The sequence below is a fragment of the Aquabacter albus genome, from assembly GCF_040049275.1.
Classification (GTDB): domain Bacteria; phylum Pseudomonadota; class Alphaproteobacteria; order Rhizobiales; family Xanthobacteraceae; genus Aquabacter.
Genome location: NZ_JBDZDT010000012.1, coordinates 24690 through 40350 on the forward strand (window position 1 = coordinate 24690; position 15661 = coordinate 40350).

Here is a 15661-nt window from a genome sequence, read left to right on the forward strand (position 1 = left end):
CGCCAGGGGGCGAGATACTTCAGCCGTCGGCGACGGCGCCGTTTTCGGGCCGAAAGCTGCGCATGTTATTGTGCTGCGCCGGCGCGCCGTTCCTCATCATGCTCGACACCAACATCGTCGCGGTCTCGCTGCCGTCGATCGCGCGCGATCTCAAGGGCGGCTTCACCGACGTCGAGTGGGTCGTCAGCGCCTACATCCTTCCCTTCGCGGCGCTCCTGATGCCCGCCGGCGCGCTCGCCGATCGACTCGGACGCCGGCGCATGCTGCTCCTCGGACTGTCGATCTTCACATTCGCCTCTTTCCTGTGCGGAGCCGCGTCCGATCTGCTCACGCTCAACGCGGCGCGCGCGCTGCAGGCGGTCGGCGCCGCCCTGCAGCTCACGTCCTCGCTCGCCGTTGTCGCCCAGGGCTTCGAGACGCATGAGCGCGCCCAGGTCTATGCGATCTGGGGCACCGTTATGGGAATGGCGCCCTCGCTCGGGCCGATCGTTGGTGGCCTGGTCACGACCTATCTCGGATGGCGATGGGCCTTCTACATCAACCTGCCCTTGGGCGCGGGGTTGATCGCGCTCGCGCTCGCCTCGGTTGGCGAGTCGCGCGATCCGAAAGCGTCGGGTCTCGACTATCCGGGCATCGTGCTCTTCGGCGCCGCCCTGTTCAGCGTGGTGTGGGCGCTCATCGACGCCAACAGCGTCGGTTGGGAGAGCGCACGCACGATCCTGCGCCTCGTCGTCGGTGCGGTCCTGCTGGTCGCCTTCGTCTTCGCCGAACGCCGGCATCCGCACCCGATGATTGACCTATCGATCTTTCGCGATCCGACCGTCGTCGGCGCCGCGGTCGCGATGCTCGGCTATGCGGCGGCCGCGCAGGTCATGATGACGATCCTGCCGCTCTATCTGCAGGATGCCTACGTTCTTTCGCCGGCGGTCGCCGGCCTTGCCATGACGCCCTTCGCCTTGCCGCTGCTGATCGGTCCGAGCATTGGCGGCAGGCTTGCCGCGAGCATGTCGAGCCGGGCCATCCTGTGTTTCGGCCTCGGCCTGGTCGCCATCGGCAATGCCATCGCGGCAACCGCCGTCCTCGTTGACCTCGCCTATTGGGCGGCCGCGATCGGCATGTTCGTAACCGGCTCGGGCGCCGGGCCGCTGAACAGCGAGACCGCGAAAGCGCAAGTCAGCTCGGTGCCGCCCGAGCGCGCCGGCATGGCCTCCGGCCTCGCCAGCACGACGCGGTTTATCGGCATCATCGCCGGCGTCGCCGGTCTCGGCGCGGTCCTCGCCGGCGTCGCGGAAGCCCATCTGCGCAAGCTCGGGACGCCGCTTGTGCCCGACCACGCGGTCGACTGGCACGATCTCAGCCTGCGCATCGTCGGCGGCGACGCGCAAGGCGCGTTGGCCGCGCTGCCGGCTCCCATCCAGAACGCCCTCGCCGGCTCCGTGCATGCCAGCGTGGGTGCCGGTTTCGGTGCGGCGCTTTTCGTCGCGGCGTTCATCGCCGTCCTTTCAAGCTTGGCGAGCTGGCGGCTGATCTGGACCGCCGGTAACAGCCCGTCTTGAAGCGCGGCGCGAAAGAGCCGAACCGCAATGACCGAAACGCCTCCGCATTCGCTCGAAAACGAAAGCGCACGGCACGTCCCCGACGTCGATCCGCGCATCGCCGCCGTCAACGCCTTCTGGCGTCACGCCGGCATCGACAAGTGGTTCGCGAAAGACCCGACCTTCGACACGGATTTCCGGCAGCGCTTCGAAGCTCTGCACTTCGCTGCCGCCGCCCGCCAACTTGACCATTGGGTCGATACCGCCGAGGGCGCGCTCGCGCTCATGGTGTTGCTCGACCAGTTTCCGAGGAACAGCTATCGGAATACGGGGCACATGTTCGCGACCGACAAGCTTGCACTGCGCTTTGCCCGGATCGCCGTCGATCGCGGTCTTGATATGCAGATCGAGCAAGAGCTCCGCGTCTTTTTCTATCTGCCCTTCGAGCACTCGGAGGAGCTCGAGGACCAGGACCGGGCGGTCCGACTCTGTCACGCGTCGCTCGATGCAGAAGCTATCAAATTCGCGCATATCCACCAGGACATCATCGCGCGCTTTGGCCGCTATCCGCACCGAAATCCCATGTTCGGCCGCGATACGACACCGGAGGAACAAGCATTCCTCGACGGCGGCGGATTTGCAGGCTGAAGCGCCAAGCGAATGAAGTCAATCCTAGAAGGTCTGCAACGCCGTGACCCCCACCGACGCTGAACTCTTAGCTGGTCGTCTTGCGCTCGCCCGCATCGATCCCTTGATGGCAAAGGCCCACACCGAAGTCCTGCCTAGCACTTGGATCGTCCGCGAGCGGGGGTTCAAAGGGCTCGTTCGTCAGATCATCGGCCAGCAGGTCTCAGTCGCTGCAGCCGACTCGATCCGGCGAAAAATGATCGAGGGCCTCGGCTCACTCAGCCCTGAGACCGTGCTCGCCGCGGACGACGTTCGACTGCGAGGCTTTGGATTGTCGGGCCAGAAGGTCCGCTATCTGCGGGCGATCGCCGAGGCGGCCGAGCTCTTCGAGCGGCTCGAGGCGCTGACAGACGCCGAAGCGTCGGCTGCGTTGATCGCGATCAAAGGCATTGGCCGATGGACGGCCGAGACCTACCTCATGTTCTCCGAGGGAAGGCTTGATTTCTTTCCCGCTGGCGATATCGCGTTGCAGGAAGGATTCCGGCTGCTCGAGGGTTCCGAGCAGCGTCCGACCGAGAAGGCGCTCTACGCGCGCGCCGAGATGTGGAAGCCCTATCGCGGGGTCGCCGCGCTCCTGTTGTGGGGCTACTACATGCAGGCAAAGGGCCTCGCGACCGAAAGCGGCGCTGTCCTGAGCCCCTAGGTACTTGTCCTACGCACTGCCAGTGCGGGCAGGATATCCTCAACGTCGCCACGCAAAGAGCGTCGGCGGCAACGCCAAGATCGGCACTGTCGCGAGCAGGATCGGTGCAAATGCGGCGTTCACGTTTCCGGTGACGTCCCACGCGACGCCGGACGCAAAGGACACCAGCATCGCGAAGCTGTAGGAGATGGCGAAGGCCGCGGCGGATACGCGTGCGACCTCGTCGGGATTACCACAGAGGAGCGGAGCCAGCGCGAGCGCGAGGGCCAGTGCCGCTCCGCACGTTGCTCCCAGGATTGCCGCCCAGAACACGCTCCAGCTCGCTCCAAAGCACACGAGACCGGCGAGGCCGACGATGAGGAGCAGGCCGAGCAATAGGTAAGGCCAGCGCTTGCCCTGCACTCTGTCGGCCACGAACAGGAGCAGGAATGAGGTGGGAAACTGCCCGAGGTTGAGGGCGGTGAGCGCCGCGCTTATGAGTTCTGGATGCCCGTTTCCGTTCAACAGAGCGGGAAGGAAAGCGTTCGTACAGAAGTAGGTGCTGCTGACGCTGCCCAGGATCAGGCCGACGCGCCATTTGAGCTGGCCATTCAGTTCCGGCAGCCACCGGATCGGCTCGGGGGCAGCCGCGGCCGGATCCCACGTCGAGGGAAGCGTCGCCACGAAAACGGCGGCCGCCGCGACCGGGATGGCCCAAATCCCCAAAGCCAGCCTCCAGTCGCCGAGTGCGGGCAGGAGCAGCGGAAGCATTATTGCAACGGGAAGGACTTCGCCGACGATCAATCCGTTCGTGTAGACGGCAGTTCCGAACGCGGCGCGCGCTGGAACCCAGGCCCGCACCGCAGCTGCCATCGTGGGCTGCATCAGCGCCACGCCGGAACTCATGACGAGGCTCGTTGCGCAGAGCAGCCAGATGTTCGACGACGCAGCTCGCGAGGCGGCTCCGGCTGCCGTGATGACCAGCCCCGTGAGAAGGGCCCGCTTCACCCCAAATCGGCTGACAAGGCTCGACCCTGGCGTGGCCGCGATCGCGAACATGATAACCGGTATGGCGGACAGAAGCCTGACTTCGGTCCCCGACAGACCCAGCTCCGCCTGGATGATGGAGATCACGGGAGGAACCGCAAGGATGGTCAGTCGCAGGTTTGCTCCACAGGTCCACAGGGCAACGAGCGGCATCCAGGAAGCGACCTTCGTCATTCTTTTGTCCCCGTGATCCGGGCGTCACCGACGGCCGATGGGAGGCCTGCAATCCTCGCGCCTTGTGGCCGCCGAATAACTTATTTTGTCCCGTCGGTATATCTATCGATAGATCATTTTGAATGGTCCTCCGATAGGGTCGGCGCGTTTTATGGCCGCGCCGACGATGATGCCGCAGGCATCGTGACAATCCCTCGGGGAAGTGGCGGAGGAAGTCCGTCTCCGCCGTGGCGCTTATGGGCCTTCGTGCGGGCGATGGCGATGATGAGATGGGTCTTACCGGTGTCGCCGATCAGCGCGGGGTTGCACTGATGCTCGCCAGCGAAAGACAAACTTCCTCTCGGAAGCCACAGTGCATCAGCTCCTAAAGGGCATGACCTGACTCCTTCCCGGCCTTACGCCGTCATCAAGGAGGCGTCGGAGCTCAAGAACAAGATCACAGTGCCCAACCGGCTCTGGCAGATCGACTTGATCTACTCGAAGATCACCGGCTGGGACCGGTATAATCTCTCGACCGTGTTGGACGATTTCTCAGGGTGGCCTCACACTCAGATGAGTCAGAGCCTCCGTTCCTGAGAAACCGACACCGTCTCGAAACATTTGATGACGACGGCCGGTGCTGCTCCCCGCGGATCTATCTTATCGATAGGTAAAGCACCGATGCCTCTGGAAATTGTCGTCATCATAATCTATCTATCGATAGACAGGAGATTTAGAGATGGGTGAGACTGCCGATCGGTTAATGGACCTTGCCGAGGCCCGCATACGCGAGGCTGGTTATAGAGGGTTCAGTTTCCGCGATCTCGCTGCGGAGATCGGGATAAAGAGCGCGAGCGTTCACCACCACTTCCCCACCAAAGCGGGGATGGCCGCGGCGGTGGCGCGACGATATGGCGAGCGCTTCTTCGAGCTGGTCGGCCGGCGTGAAGACGAAACTCAGGACGATGTGATCGGGATCTATCGGGCGATCTTTCGCCAGGAGATCGAGCGCGACGGCCGGATGTGCCTCAACGGCATGCTCGGCGCCGAAGCCGGAGGCTTGCCGCCGGAAGTCGTCAACGAGATCGAGACTTACTTTCGCCGATGCATCGACGATCTCTCGAGCAGAATCGGCGGACCGGACGCGATTGGCCAGGCCTTTCATGTCATGGCGGCGCTCGAAGGCGGTCTGATCCTCGCGCGCGCTTACGGCGACATCAGCGCATTCGACCACGCAACAGCGAGCCTGGTCACACCCGCGCTGGCAGCATAGGTCTTCTTCGCCATCAGACCGACCTGGCGGCCCGGCGAGTGGGCGATCAAAGCCGATGGGCCCGCTGACCGAACGGAAAGTTAAGAACGATCGATATGAGCGGATATCAGCCTGACATCCTCGCGAAGCACCTGAATGTCATCTTTTGCGGTCTGAACCCAGGTATCAGCACCGAGAGATCAGGACATAGCTTTTCGACGCCGAGCAATCGATTCTGGAACGTCCTCCACCTCGCATCCTTCACCGACGTGCGGCTCGCGCCCGACGACGAGCGGCAACTTCTCGCCTATGGCTGTGGGATCACAGCTGTGGTGCGTCGCCCGACGCGTCGCGCGAGCGAGATCTCGGCAAGCGAATTCGCTGATGCCCGTGCGAGTTTCGAGCAGCGAATCCGCGGCCTAGCGCCGCGTTCGGTCGCATTTCTTGGCAAACGCGCGCTCGCGGGAATGCTTCAGGTCAGGGACGTCGCTTGGGGGCGTCAACCAACGGCCTTCGGCGGCGTCCCGGCGTGGGTGCTGCCGAACCCCAGTGGTCTCAATCGGGGCTATAGCCTTGATGCTCTGGTCAAGGCGTATTCGGCGTTCCGCACCGAGATTGAGAGCGGCCGCGGCCTCGGCGATCGCGAGGATCGCCGAGGCCCCGACCATTCCGCAGATCCTGCCTGAACGATCCATGTCAGCGCTGCGCTTTCGGGGCGCGGCAAACCATCCTTCAGGGGTATGCACAGCTTCAGGCTTCGATGAAATTGAGCGTTCCAAGAAAGTCCATCTTGCCGACGTCGACGCCGCTGCTGCGGAGCACCGCATAGACCATTGCAATGTGGAAATAGACGTTCGGAATCGTCATCTGAAGCAGATAGTCCTTGCCGCCCATGACCTTCCCCTGCGCCCACGAAAGTTTCACTGTTCGGCCGTCCGCGCCTTGATATTTTGTTTGAGGAACGCTTTCGGCGAAGTCGACCGTCTTGCGGATGCGCGCGCGCAGTTCTTCCACCGTCGTTTCATTGTCCTCGTGCTTGGGCAGCGTCTGTCCCGACAGCCAGGCGGCGGCAGCTTTGACATAATCGCAAGCACTTTGGACCTGATAGATCAATGGCTTCATATCCGGCGCCAGCCGACCGTTCAACAAAGAATCAACGTCGATATTTTTCGCTTCGGCGAATGCCACGGCTTTATCAAGCCAGCCGTCAAGCAGTCTCAAGGACTGCGTGCACTGCGACACAACTTCATAGTACATTAATTTATCCTCTCTCTCGAGTATCATGGCTTCCGCGAACAAGATGGGAATCGCAGTTCATTTGTTGAGCCGATCTTCCCACTCCGGCGGAACGCGTCCTTCGGTCCCGCCGAACACGACTGGTCGAGACGCCGTGACGCCAGCGGTGCGAGGCCGGGTCGGTGGCGGTTTGTTGGTGCGATAGCTCCGGAACCAGTCTTCACTGGGCTCGAAATTCGTCACGACGAAGTACCCGGTTCCCGGCAGTGCGCGGCCGCGTACTGATTGGAGGACGTATCACAGCAACCTATGTAGCCGCATTTCGCGTAGCACCGCTGGCGGGTCGCTAGGCATTCGACGCAGCCGGTCCCGCCCGGTAAAGATCGAGAGTCCATCGCATCGGACATGTCGTCCATTGGGCGCTCCATCGTTCGAGCGGAAGTGACCGTGATCGTCGTCCTGGCTGTACACGTCGCTTCGTGCGTCCTCATTAGCGCGCATCGACATATCTGTCTATCGATAGATAGGGATTGACCGTCATTCTGCCCCAAGATATCTGACAGCATTCTATCTATCGATAGGTTTCGAACGCGAGGAGGATGGACATGCGTTTCCAAGACAAAGTAGCGATCGTGACCGGCGGAAACTCTGGGATGGGCAAAGAAGTGGCGCGGCGCTTCGTGGCGGAAGGCGGCCGTGTGGTGGTCAACGGCCGGAACGCGGAGAAAACAGAAGCGGCGGTCAGAGATATCGATCCCACGGGCAAGCGAGCGGTCGCGCAGCTCGGCAATGTCGCGTTGCCGGCGACCGGCGCAGCGGTCGTGAAAGTGGCGCTCGACCGCTTCGGGCGGCTCGACGTGCTCTTCAACAACGCGGGAATTTTTACGCCAAAGCCCTTTCTCGAGGTTGATGAAGGCGAGTACGACCGCTTCGCCGACGGCATCTTGAAAGGGAGTTTCTTCACCGCTCAAGCCGCGGCGAAGGCAATGAAGGCAGCGGGCCGTGGCGGCGTGATCGTCCAGACCGGCTCGATGTGGGCGCTCCAGGCGATCGGTGCGACGCCCTCCGCGGCCTATTCGGCTGCGAAGGCGGGTGTCCATGCCCTGACGAAGAACCTCGCCATCGAGCTCGCATCCGACAATATTCGTGTGAATGCGATCGCGCCGGGCGTGATCGAGACACCGGTGTTCAGGACCTTCCTGACCGACGAGCAGGTCGCCCAGGTGCTTCCAACCTTCAACGGAATGCATCCTCTCGGCCGCAATGGCCAGCCGGCCGACGCGGCTGAAGCCCTCCTCTTCCTCGCCTCTGATCAGGCGAGCTTCATCACGGGCGTCGTCCTGTCCGTCGATGGCGGCATTATGGCTGGACGGCAATAGGCGGGGCAGGTCACATCATCCCACCATCGACGTCAATCGCATCGACATTGGTAGGTGTCGCTTTATCGAGCGGGCGGCGGCGCTGGCTGCTGGCCCGTTGTCCGTGAGATGTAAACGAGGAAGAGCGCATGGACGTACGCGATAATGAAAGCGCCGCGCGATACGAGCTGGAAACCGATCAAGGCCTGGCGGTCGCGACGTATCGCATGAAGGGCGACGTCATCACCTTCATCCACACGGAAGTCCCGCCCGAGATACGGCGGCGGGGCATCGCCGCTCGCCTCATTGCAGGTGCCCTGGAGGATGTGCGGGCGCGTGGACTGAAGTTTCGCACGATCTGCCCATTCGTGACGACTTATGTCGAGCATCACCCGGAGCTGCGAGATCTGCTCGCCGGAGGCGGGACGTGAAGGGCGACCCCGCTGAGCACGATGGTATTTCGCCAATGGACCGCATCCAGCTCGAATTTTTCAAGCAGGACGTTGAGACAGTCGCGCGCCGACTGATCGGTGTGTCGCTGCTCATCGACGGTGTTGGCGGGTGGATCGTCGAGACGGAGGCCTATGATGCCCTCGACCCGGCAGCACATAGCTATCGCGGGCGAACCGCCCGAAACGCCGCCGTCTTCGGGCCGCCAGGCCATGCCTATGTCAATCGCAGCTACGGCATTCACTGGTGTCTCAACGTCGTCTGCGGCACCGAGGTCGGCGGAGCTGTTCTCATCAGGGCGATCGAGCCATCCGCCGGCGTCGCTGCGATGATTGCAAGGCGCGGCATTGACGATTTGCGTGGGCTCTGCTCGGGGCCCGGGCGACTATGCCAGGCACTCGGGATCGATGGGAGTTTCGACGGCCGCGCGCTCGACCGGCCGCCATTTGAGCTCTCTGGCAGCGCGTTGACGACCATCCAGGTGGGGCCGCGTATCGGCCTTTCGCGTGGAAAGGAAAAGCTGTGGCGCTTTTGGTTGGAAGGGTCGCGCTTCGTGAGCCGACCCGTTCCGGGATTGCGCAAGACGAAAAGTGTCAGCTGATCACCGCAGACAGCGTTGAGCGCTTCAGATGTGCCGGTTGCTATCCCATATTTACTGCTGACATGCGGGGCCGCTCGCATCGCATCTCTCAAATGCATTTTCTGGAGGAAGCGCATGACCTGTGCGTTCAAGACCGTCGCGACCCCGGTCGGCTTGCTCAAGCTCGTAGCGAGCGACGCTGCGCTGATCGCTATCCTTTGGGAGAATGACAATCCGAGGCGGGTGCGTCTCGCGCCGCTCGTCGAGGACGTCGGCCATCCCGTTTTGTTGCTGGCGGAACAGCAGCTCGGGGAATATTTTTCCGGCACACGCAAGTCGTTCGACCTGCCGCTCGATTTTTCCGGCACACCTTTTCAGAAGCAAGTCTGGTTCGAGCTTCTCAAGATTCCGTTCGGACAAACCCGAACCTATGGCGAAATCGCCAACGCGATCGGTAGGCCCCGCGCCGTCCGGGCGGTCGGTGCGACCAACGGAAAGAATCCACTATCCATCGTGGCCCCGTGCCACCGCGTGATCGGCAAGGACGGGTCGCTCACTGGTTTTGCGGGAGGTCTCGCGGCCAAAGAATGTCTCCTCGGCATTGAGGCGATCTGACCAAAGGTGCGATGATCGATACTCCTAATCCAACGAAATGCTGAGCAATCTCGGCGAGCCCTGCTCGGCTCGCCGGAGACCAGCCGTTTCTTCGACGGGCGATTGAGCGCTAAAGGACTTTGGCCGCCTTCTGGGTTAGCGCTTGCATCGCCTCAATATACGGGATCGGCCCAAAACTCACACGAGAGACGCCTAGCTTCGCGAGCGTGTCATTCGACGGCATGCCTTCCATCACCATGACATTGACCGGCAGCGTCGCTTCGTTCGCGATCCGCTTGATCTGATCGGCGTCCGTCAGACCGGGGATGAAGAAGCCGGACGCGCCGGCGACCGCATAGGCCTTTTCGCGCTGCAGGACCTCTTCGACATCAGCGCTGTTCCCAAGAAAGACGTCGGTTCGAGCGTTGATGAAAAATGGGATGCCTTTGTGCTCGGCTACGCGACGGATTGCGGCGATGCGCTTGGCCTGCCGGCCGATGTCGTAAAGACCTTTGCCCTTCACGACGCGGTCCTCAAAGTTGATGCCGATCACGCCGAGATCAAGAAGCTTTGAGATATTGGACGCGAGCTCGTGGTCATCGTCGGTGTACCCGCCTTCAAAATCCACAGTGACCGGCACATTGACGCTCGCGGCGATCTTGCCGGCGACCTGCTCGGCGATCGCGATCGGAAGGTCTTCGCCGTCATCGAATCCTTGCGCGGCCGCCACAGACCAGCTGCTCGTCGCGATCGCCTTCGCTCCCGCCTCGACGATCGCCTTGGCGCTGCCCGCATCCCAGGCATTATACAGAATCACCGGTTTCCCTTTGACGTGAAGGGCGGTGAACTCCTTGGCTTTCTTGGCTTGGCTCATTGTGGCTCTCCTGTTCTAGACCTCGCGAACCCGCGCGTGTGACGCGCCTCATGTACCGGGGCTCGCCGAATTCCACCTTCGGAATCTATCTATCGATAGATCGCTACTTGAAATAGTTACGGGCGAGCGCCGCCGCTGTCAATCTCTATCTACCGGTAGAGCTGATCAGTCGCTAATATTCCGGATTCGCGAGTATCGAGTGTGAGGATCGATCAATTATGTACCGGCGATTAAGCTTTAAAAAAACTACCTCTCATAAATGCGTGCTTAGGCTGAGGGGTGGCGTGTATTCTGGCCTGGCTATGCGGATCGAAATAGATCTCCGTCACGCGAAACCGACTCCCTGCCCTCTTGCACTGTACGATAATATCGATTGCGATCTTCAGCAGGTCACGGACGTCGCCGCGCTCCAAGTTGCGCCCGCCATCGGATTCCTTGACGAGCAGCGTGAGCTGCTCGAAGGCGAGCCGTGCTGAATCTGCGTGAACGGTGGTGATTGAGCCCGGATGCCCGGAATTGACATTGCGGATGTAGTAGAACGCCGTTCCGTCCCGAAGCTCCTGGAGCAGGACGCGATCCGGACGCATGCGCAGCGAAGCCTCAAGGAGTTCCTTCGGGCCGACCTTTGCGAGCCCCTGGTCATCCTTGGAGTAAAACAGCCGTACGTGATTATCCTGAGGGATCACGAGCTCCCGTGTGTCCTCGATCGTAATGAGGCGCTCGTCCTCCGGGATATGTTGGATCAATGCCTTTGAGAGCGTCGTCTTGCCCGACCCCGTCGCACCCGAGATGATGATGTTCTTCCGAGCAAGAACAGCCTCTCGGAGGAAGGCCATGTAGCTGCCGGCCTGGTAGAGGCCGAGCAGCCGCACGTCGGTGGGGGAGAGCTCGTCGGCGAGCGGGCTGACCTCCGAGAAGAGGCCCCCTGTCTCTAGATCGTCGAGCGTCAGCGTCACCGCCGAGGGGTTGCGGAGCGTGATGCTCACCGTGCCCTTCGTGGTGGCGGGCGGAATGATGATCTGGATGCGGTGTTCGTCCGGCAGCGTAGCGGACAAGAGCGGGTGGGCCTCGTCGATGGCCTGGTGCGAGTAGCTGGCGACGGCGCGCGCAAGGCGCATCAGCTTTTCGAAGGTCAGTTCCGGCGCGTCGTGCGTGCGCCATCCACCGGGACCCTCAGTCAGCACCACGCCTGGGCGATTGATCACGATCTCATAGAGCGACTCATCCTTCAGAAAGTGTCCTAGGGGTGAGAGCAGCTCACGGACAACGCCGACGTCGGCGGCATCGCTCATCCCCCTCCCCTCGCCTATTTCGTGACCAGCGTGGAGCGACGGCTGAAGTCTCCGAGCACGCCGCGATCGTAGATCGTGTTGCGAGGCTCGGTGACGCGCAGACCGTAGACGCTGGAGAAGTCTAGGTCGCGGGCGACGAAGATGGAGACCAGCTCGCCCTGGTGCTTCTCCAGCGTCGGCGGAATGTTGATGGATTGCTCGACCGCGATGGCGGCCGCCTGCTGGCCGGCATTGGCGCTGTTCTGTACCTGGATGTCGCTCTGCTGGAGCTGGCCCTGCGCATAGTTGGCGGCATCGCCGACGATCGAAAGCAACAGGGCGCTGCCGAAGCGCTCCCACCAGTGGGTGTCGACATAGCCGTCCATGCCGGCTCGTCCCAAAGCGTCGGTGGCCGGCGAGGCGAGCGTGATGATGACGCCCTTCGGGGTCTTGGCCCGATTCCACAGTACGAAGAGACGCGCCTGCCCCCGGCGCAGGCCGCCGCGATACTCTCCGATGACCTGCGTCCCCTTCTCCATCAGTACGACGCGGCTATTGTCCGACAGCACGTCGCGATTGATGACGCAGCTGGCGAAGCCCGGCTGGTCCGAGGACAAGGCGGTCTCCAGGATGCAGGGGATCGACGTGCCCATGGCAATGATGAAGTCTCGATTTCCCAGCGTGCCGGCGCGTGACCCTTCGAGGCGCGTCGGCGTCATTATCCGGCCGAAGCGCTGGTCCTCGTTCTCGCCGGGACCGTTGAAGCCGCCGCGAGCGGCATTAAGGGGTAGATAGCCCGCCTGCGCATCGGCTGGCGCGTCGGCGGTCGGACGGCCACCGGCCGTACTCCGCTGGGCACCGAATGCCATCACCGGTGCGCGCCGGGCGGCGTCGAGCATCGGGTCCTGCGCTGGAGCCGGCTGCGGCGTGGCGACGGGTGTCGGCAACTGCACCTGCGGCACTGCAGGCGGCGGTGTCGGCGGCTGGCGGGCCGGCTCGAAATCCGTCGCCTGCCGGATGACGACGCGCTCCGGCTTCTCGTTCTCGGTCTGCGGCCCTAGTTCTCGCATTGACCAGAGGGCAAAGCCGACGAATGCGATGACCGCCAGCACCACTGCACCGCGCTTCAGCAGCGGGTTGTCCTGCCGCCGGCCTGTGACCGCCTGCCCTCGCTCTCCCGGCACGCCGCTTTCGATTTCGTCCGCCATCGCCTGCCCCTATTGCGCCCTGGGCGCCGCTTGTGGCTTCACGACCCGCTCGACCGAGGGAGAGGTCGTGTTGGTGCCCGGGTTGATCCCGACCTGGTCGTAAGCCTCGTTGAAGATGCAGAGCACGTCCCCGCCGCGTCGCAGGATGAACTTGCGGCTGATGGCCTGAACGAGCACCAGGCCGCCCTCGACCGATTTCGGCACGAGGCTCTCGGTCCCGTCCGAGTTCTCCATGTAGATCGCCGGCATCTCCTGATTGCCGGTGAAGGCAAAGGTCGTGAGCTTGCCGTTGTCGTAGACCGCTTCGGGCTCGATGGCGGCCGAGCCCTGCGCCGAATAGCGCCAGTTTCGCGGGCCATATTGCTCGTGGAAGGTGAGCACCTTATCGGCATAGCCGGCCTGGGCTGCCTGCGCCCGCGCAGCTGCTTCCTGGCGCCTGCGCTCCGTCTCGTCGGCCGGATAGCGGAACTTCACATAGAAGTAGGTGGGCTGGCCCGAGGCGACCGAGCCATCGCGTACGGTAAGCTCCATCTGATAGCTGCGGGTCGACCCATCGCGCCGCGTCGTCACCACCGAGATGTTCGTCACCGGCTGGTTTTCTCGCGGCTTCAGGAACAGGATGTTTCCGGCGGGGGCCACCTCCCAGGCCACAGTATTGCCGAGCGCCACATGGGCGATCTCCTCGTCCGACGCGAACTCGACCTGAACCGAGGAGCGCAGCGAGCCGACGATCTTGGTGATGTTGTAGGGCTCGTAATCGACGAAGCGGACCCTGTTATCCTGGGGCGCGCTTGTGGGCGTTTCCAGGGCGTATGTGGACGTCACAAGGCAGACCCAGGCCATGGCGGAGATGAGAGCGGCGCGCTTCAATTGATGGCCTCCGGATCGGCCCGGTATTCGCTCACGACGAACCCGAGGGGATTGACCAGGCGATCCGTCGAGGACATGGGCGCATTGACATAGGCGAAGGTCAGCGTCGCCACCCAATGGGTGGTGCGCACATCCTCTCCGCGGGTGACCGTGCGGATATAGCGGACGGACACCACATGCGGATTGATCAGCGAGATCGAGACGATGCTGATCCGGGCGGTGGCGTTGCGCCCATAGATGTTCTGCGGCGATTCCAGATTGCTCCCGCGATAGAGCGCGGCGAAGCGCTGCTGCTCCGCCTGGGTGGACAGCAGGGAAACGGTGCGGAAATTCTCCTCCGCCTCGCTCCAGACATAGCTCTCCCGCGCCCGAACGTATCGCGCCGCAAAGTATTTGGTGACGGCCTCGTCATAGGTTCCCGCGGTCGAGGTCAGCGCTGAGACCACATCGACGATGCCCGTCGAGTTATCGACCCGGACGACAAAGGGCTGCACCGTCTTCAGCGGCGTCAGGCCCGCGACGGCGGCGATGGCTGTGGCCGCGAGAATGCTTGCGACGATTGCCACGAACCAGGCGATCCGCACCGAGCGCTCCGCCCTGATCAAGCGATCCTGGTCGAAGCGCCGCGCCTTGTCGAAGTAGCTCTTGAGGCTCTCGTTCGTCACCATCATCCCTGCCCCGCGCAAGTTCGATACGAATGGGCGATGTCGAGATGCGCGAATAGCCCAGCCGACGACGGCGATGCCTCTTCGGTGAATGCTGTGGCACCGCCTGCGGCTGCGGGCACGGCCTCGGATTGGCGTTTGGGGCTGCCGCTCTCCTCCCATTGCCACATGGCCCGGTTGAGTGGCCGGCGAGCGTAGCCGTCGCATCTCGGCAAGGGGTAGGACAGCGATGCGCATCCGCTGAGGACAGACGCCACGCTAAGCAATACGAACACACGCAACATGCACCACCTGGGTTTGAATTCTGATCTCGGCAATTCGCGTCAGCTTGCTCCGCCCGATCGGGCGTTGCCGCCCGCGGTGCGGATGCCGCGGCCGATGGCGCGTGCAGCGCGTCTTGTGCTCCGGGCGACTGTGCTGTCATGCGCATCGCGGGCGGCGCCGTAGCCATAGGTCAGCGAAGCTCCGCCCGCCGCGAGCGCGGACGCGATGCCAGGGAGCTGGTAAAAGACGTACAGCGAGGCGAGCGCGATGGCGCCGAGCGCGATCGGCCGCATCAGCACGTCGGCATAGGAGTCCATGGTCGCAAAGGTGGCATCGAGGCAAGTCACCAGCAGCGACCCGACTGCGATCACGAGGACCTGCAGGATGACGAAGTTCGCCATCTGGCCGATCCACGCCTCGGTGAACCGGCGGGTCGACTGGAACATGGCCAGCGCGACGAAGATCGGACCTATGGCCAGGACGATCGCGAGCGCGACGCGCGCATAGAGCGACACCACGTAGCCGATCGCCGCGACGATGAAGGTCATGACGATCACCACCAGCCCGGCCGCGCCGGTCAGGACGTCGACGGGCCAAGACCCTTTCGCCCAGATGTCGTTCGCTGATTTCTGGCCCTTGTCGAGGAGGGAGTCGAAAGCCGAGGCACTCGGCGCTGACCCCGTGTTGAGAGCCCCGGAGATCTCGGTGGGCAGGTCCTCGAAGAACACCTTCGTGACGTAGGTCTGATAGTTGGACGCGTTCTGCACGAGCATCAGGATGATGGCGAGCTTCATCGCGCGAAACGCAAACTCCATGATGGGCTCGGGGATGGAGCCGCGCAGGACGAGGAAGCCGTAGATGACAACGTAGAGCGTCAGGGCGACGGTCAGCGGCCCCGTCACCCAGGAGGCGATGCCCGAAGTCCCCGAGCTGATGAAGTTCTCCAGCGGGGCCTTGAACTGGTCGTCGAGGAACGAGAAGACCTGGTACATGCC

At 62.9% G+C, this 15661-nt stretch carries 18 protein-coding genes and 1 pseudogene; 10 read left to right on the top strand and 9 right to left on the bottom strand.

Annotated features, from left to right (window positions below):
* The first annotated feature begins 62 nt into the window (after positions 1-62).
* From ABLE91_RS25440 to ABLE91_RS25450, 3 genes are read left to right on the top strand one after another with little or no spacing between them, the layout of a single operon-like run.
* On the top strand, positions 63-1556 hold the full coding sequence (locus tag ABLE91_RS25440; RefSeq protein WP_348935489.1) for a DHA2 family efflux MFS transporter permease subunit: 1494 nt from the start codon (positions 63-65) through the stop codon (positions 1554-1556).
* A gap of 27 nt (positions 1557-1583) precedes the next feature.
* Positions 1584-2183, top strand: a complete 600-nt coding sequence (locus ABLE91_RS25445; RefSeq protein WP_348935353.1) for a DUF924 family protein — start codon at positions 1584-1586, stop codon at positions 2181-2183.
* Between the two features lie 43 nt (positions 2184-2226).
* A complete protein-coding gene (locus ABLE91_RS25450) occupies positions 2227-2865 on the top strand; it encodes a DNA-3-methyladenine glycosylase family protein (protein WP_348935354.1) in 639 nt (212 codons plus the stop codon).
* A 39-nt stretch (positions 2866-2904) separates the two neighbouring features.
* Here ABLE91_RS25450 and ABLE91_RS25455 read toward each other — a convergent pair whose 3' ends face one another.
* Positions 2905-4065, bottom strand: a complete 1161-nt coding sequence (locus ABLE91_RS25455) for an MFS transporter (protein ID WP_348935355.1) — start codon at positions 4063-4065, stop codon at positions 2905-2907.
* Between the two features lie 325 nt (positions 4066-4390).
* Between ABLE91_RS25455 and ABLE91_RS25460 the strand changes: the two are divergent.
* The 3 genes and pseudogenes from ABLE91_RS25460 to mug form a co-directional block, all read left to right on the top strand.
* Positions 4391-4599, top strand: a pseudogene (locus tag ABLE91_RS25460) (IS3 family transposase); the annotation flags it as partial.
* A gap of 184 nt (positions 4600-4783) precedes the next feature.
* Positions 4784-5317 (top strand): TetR/AcrR family transcriptional regulator, encoded by a 534-nt coding sequence (locus tag ABLE91_RS25465; RefSeq protein ID WP_348935356.1) that lies wholly within the window; start codon positions 4784-4786, stop codon positions 5315-5317.
* Between the two features lie 95 nt (positions 5318-5412).
* Complete coding sequence (gene mug / locus ABLE91_RS25470) at positions 5413-5982, top strand: G/U mismatch-specific DNA glycosylase (RefSeq protein ID WP_348935357.1); 570 nt, start codon at positions 5413-5415, stop codon at positions 5980-5982.
* 64 nt (positions 5983-6046) lie between these two features.
* Here the strand turns inward: mug and ABLE91_RS25475 are convergent, their stop codons facing one another.
* Positions 6047-6553: a DUF1993 domain-containing protein gene (locus ABLE91_RS25475; protein WP_348935358.1), complete on the bottom strand. Its 507-nt coding sequence runs from the start codon at positions 6551-6553 to the stop codon at positions 6047-6049.
* A gap of 584 nt (positions 6554-7137) precedes the next feature.
* Between ABLE91_RS25475 and ABLE91_RS25480 the strand changes: the two genes are divergently transcribed.
* From ABLE91_RS25480 to ABLE91_RS25495, 4 genes are all read left to right on the top strand, one after another.
* Complete coding sequence (locus ABLE91_RS25480; protein ID WP_348935359.1) at positions 7138-7911, top strand: SDR family NAD(P)-dependent oxidoreductase; 774 nt, start codon at positions 7138-7140, stop codon at positions 7909-7911.
* A 128-nt stretch (positions 7912-8039) separates the two neighbouring features.
* On the top strand, positions 8040-8321 hold the full coding sequence (locus tag ABLE91_RS25485) for a GNAT family N-acetyltransferase (protein ID WP_348935360.1): 282 nt from the start codon (positions 8040-8042) through the stop codon (positions 8319-8321).
* Between the two features lie 35 nt (positions 8322-8356).
* Positions 8357-8941 (top strand): DNA-3-methyladenine glycosylase, encoded by a 585-nt coding sequence (locus ABLE91_RS25490; RefSeq protein ID WP_348935490.1) that lies wholly within the window; start codon positions 8357-8359, stop codon positions 8939-8941.
* A 114-nt stretch (positions 8942-9055) separates the two neighbouring features.
* A complete protein-coding gene (locus ABLE91_RS25495) occupies positions 9056-9535 on the top strand; it encodes a methylated-DNA--[protein]-cysteine S-methyltransferase (RefSeq protein WP_348935361.1) in 480 nt (159 codons plus the stop codon).
* Between the two features lie 109 nt (positions 9536-9644).
* On the opposite strand, the gene ABLE91_RS25500 is transcribed toward ABLE91_RS25495, so the two are convergent.
* From ABLE91_RS25500 to ABLE91_RS25530, 7 genes are all read right to left on the bottom strand, one after another.
* Positions 9645-10388 carry an isocitrate lyase/PEP mutase family protein gene (locus ABLE91_RS25500; protein WP_348935362.1) on the bottom strand — a complete coding sequence of 248 codons (744 nt, stop codon included), beginning with the start codon at positions 10386-10388 and terminating at the stop codon, positions 9645-9647.
* 230 nt (positions 10389-10618) lie between these two features.
* Entirely contained in the window at positions 10619-11680 is a 1062-nt protein-coding gene (virB11, locus tag ABLE91_RS25505) for a P-type DNA transfer ATPase VirB11 (RefSeq protein WP_348935363.1), read from the bottom strand.
* Positions 11681-11694: 14 nt separating this feature from the next.
* Entirely contained in the window at positions 11695-12867 is a 1173-nt protein-coding gene (gene virB10 / locus ABLE91_RS25510; protein ID WP_348935364.1) for a type IV secretion system protein VirB10, read from the bottom strand.
* Between the two features lie 9 nt (positions 12868-12876).
* Positions 12877-13710, bottom strand: a complete 834-nt coding sequence (gene virB9 / locus ABLE91_RS25515) for a P-type conjugative transfer protein VirB9 (RefSeq protein WP_348935491.1) — start codon at positions 13708-13710, stop codon at positions 12877-12879.
* Positions 13711-13733: 23 nt separating this feature from the next.
* On the bottom strand, positions 13734-14405 hold the full coding sequence (locus ABLE91_RS25520) for a VirB8 family type IV secretion system protein (protein WP_348935492.1): 672 nt from the start codon (positions 14403-14405) through the stop codon (positions 13734-13736).
* Positions 14405-14686, bottom strand: coding sequence for a hypothetical protein (locus ABLE91_RS25525; protein WP_348935365.1), 282 nt, complete (start codon positions 14684-14686; stop codon positions 14405-14407). Before ABLE91_RS25525 ends, ABLE91_RS25520 begins: the two co-directional genes overlap by 1 nt.
* 39 nt (positions 14687-14725) lie before the next feature.
* Positions 14726-15658 carry a TrbL/VirB6 family protein gene (locus ABLE91_RS25530; protein WP_348935366.1) on the bottom strand — a complete coding sequence of 311 codons (933 nt, stop codon included), beginning with the start codon at positions 15656-15658 and terminating at the stop codon, positions 14726-14728.
* Positions 15659-15661: the final 3 nt, after the last annotated feature.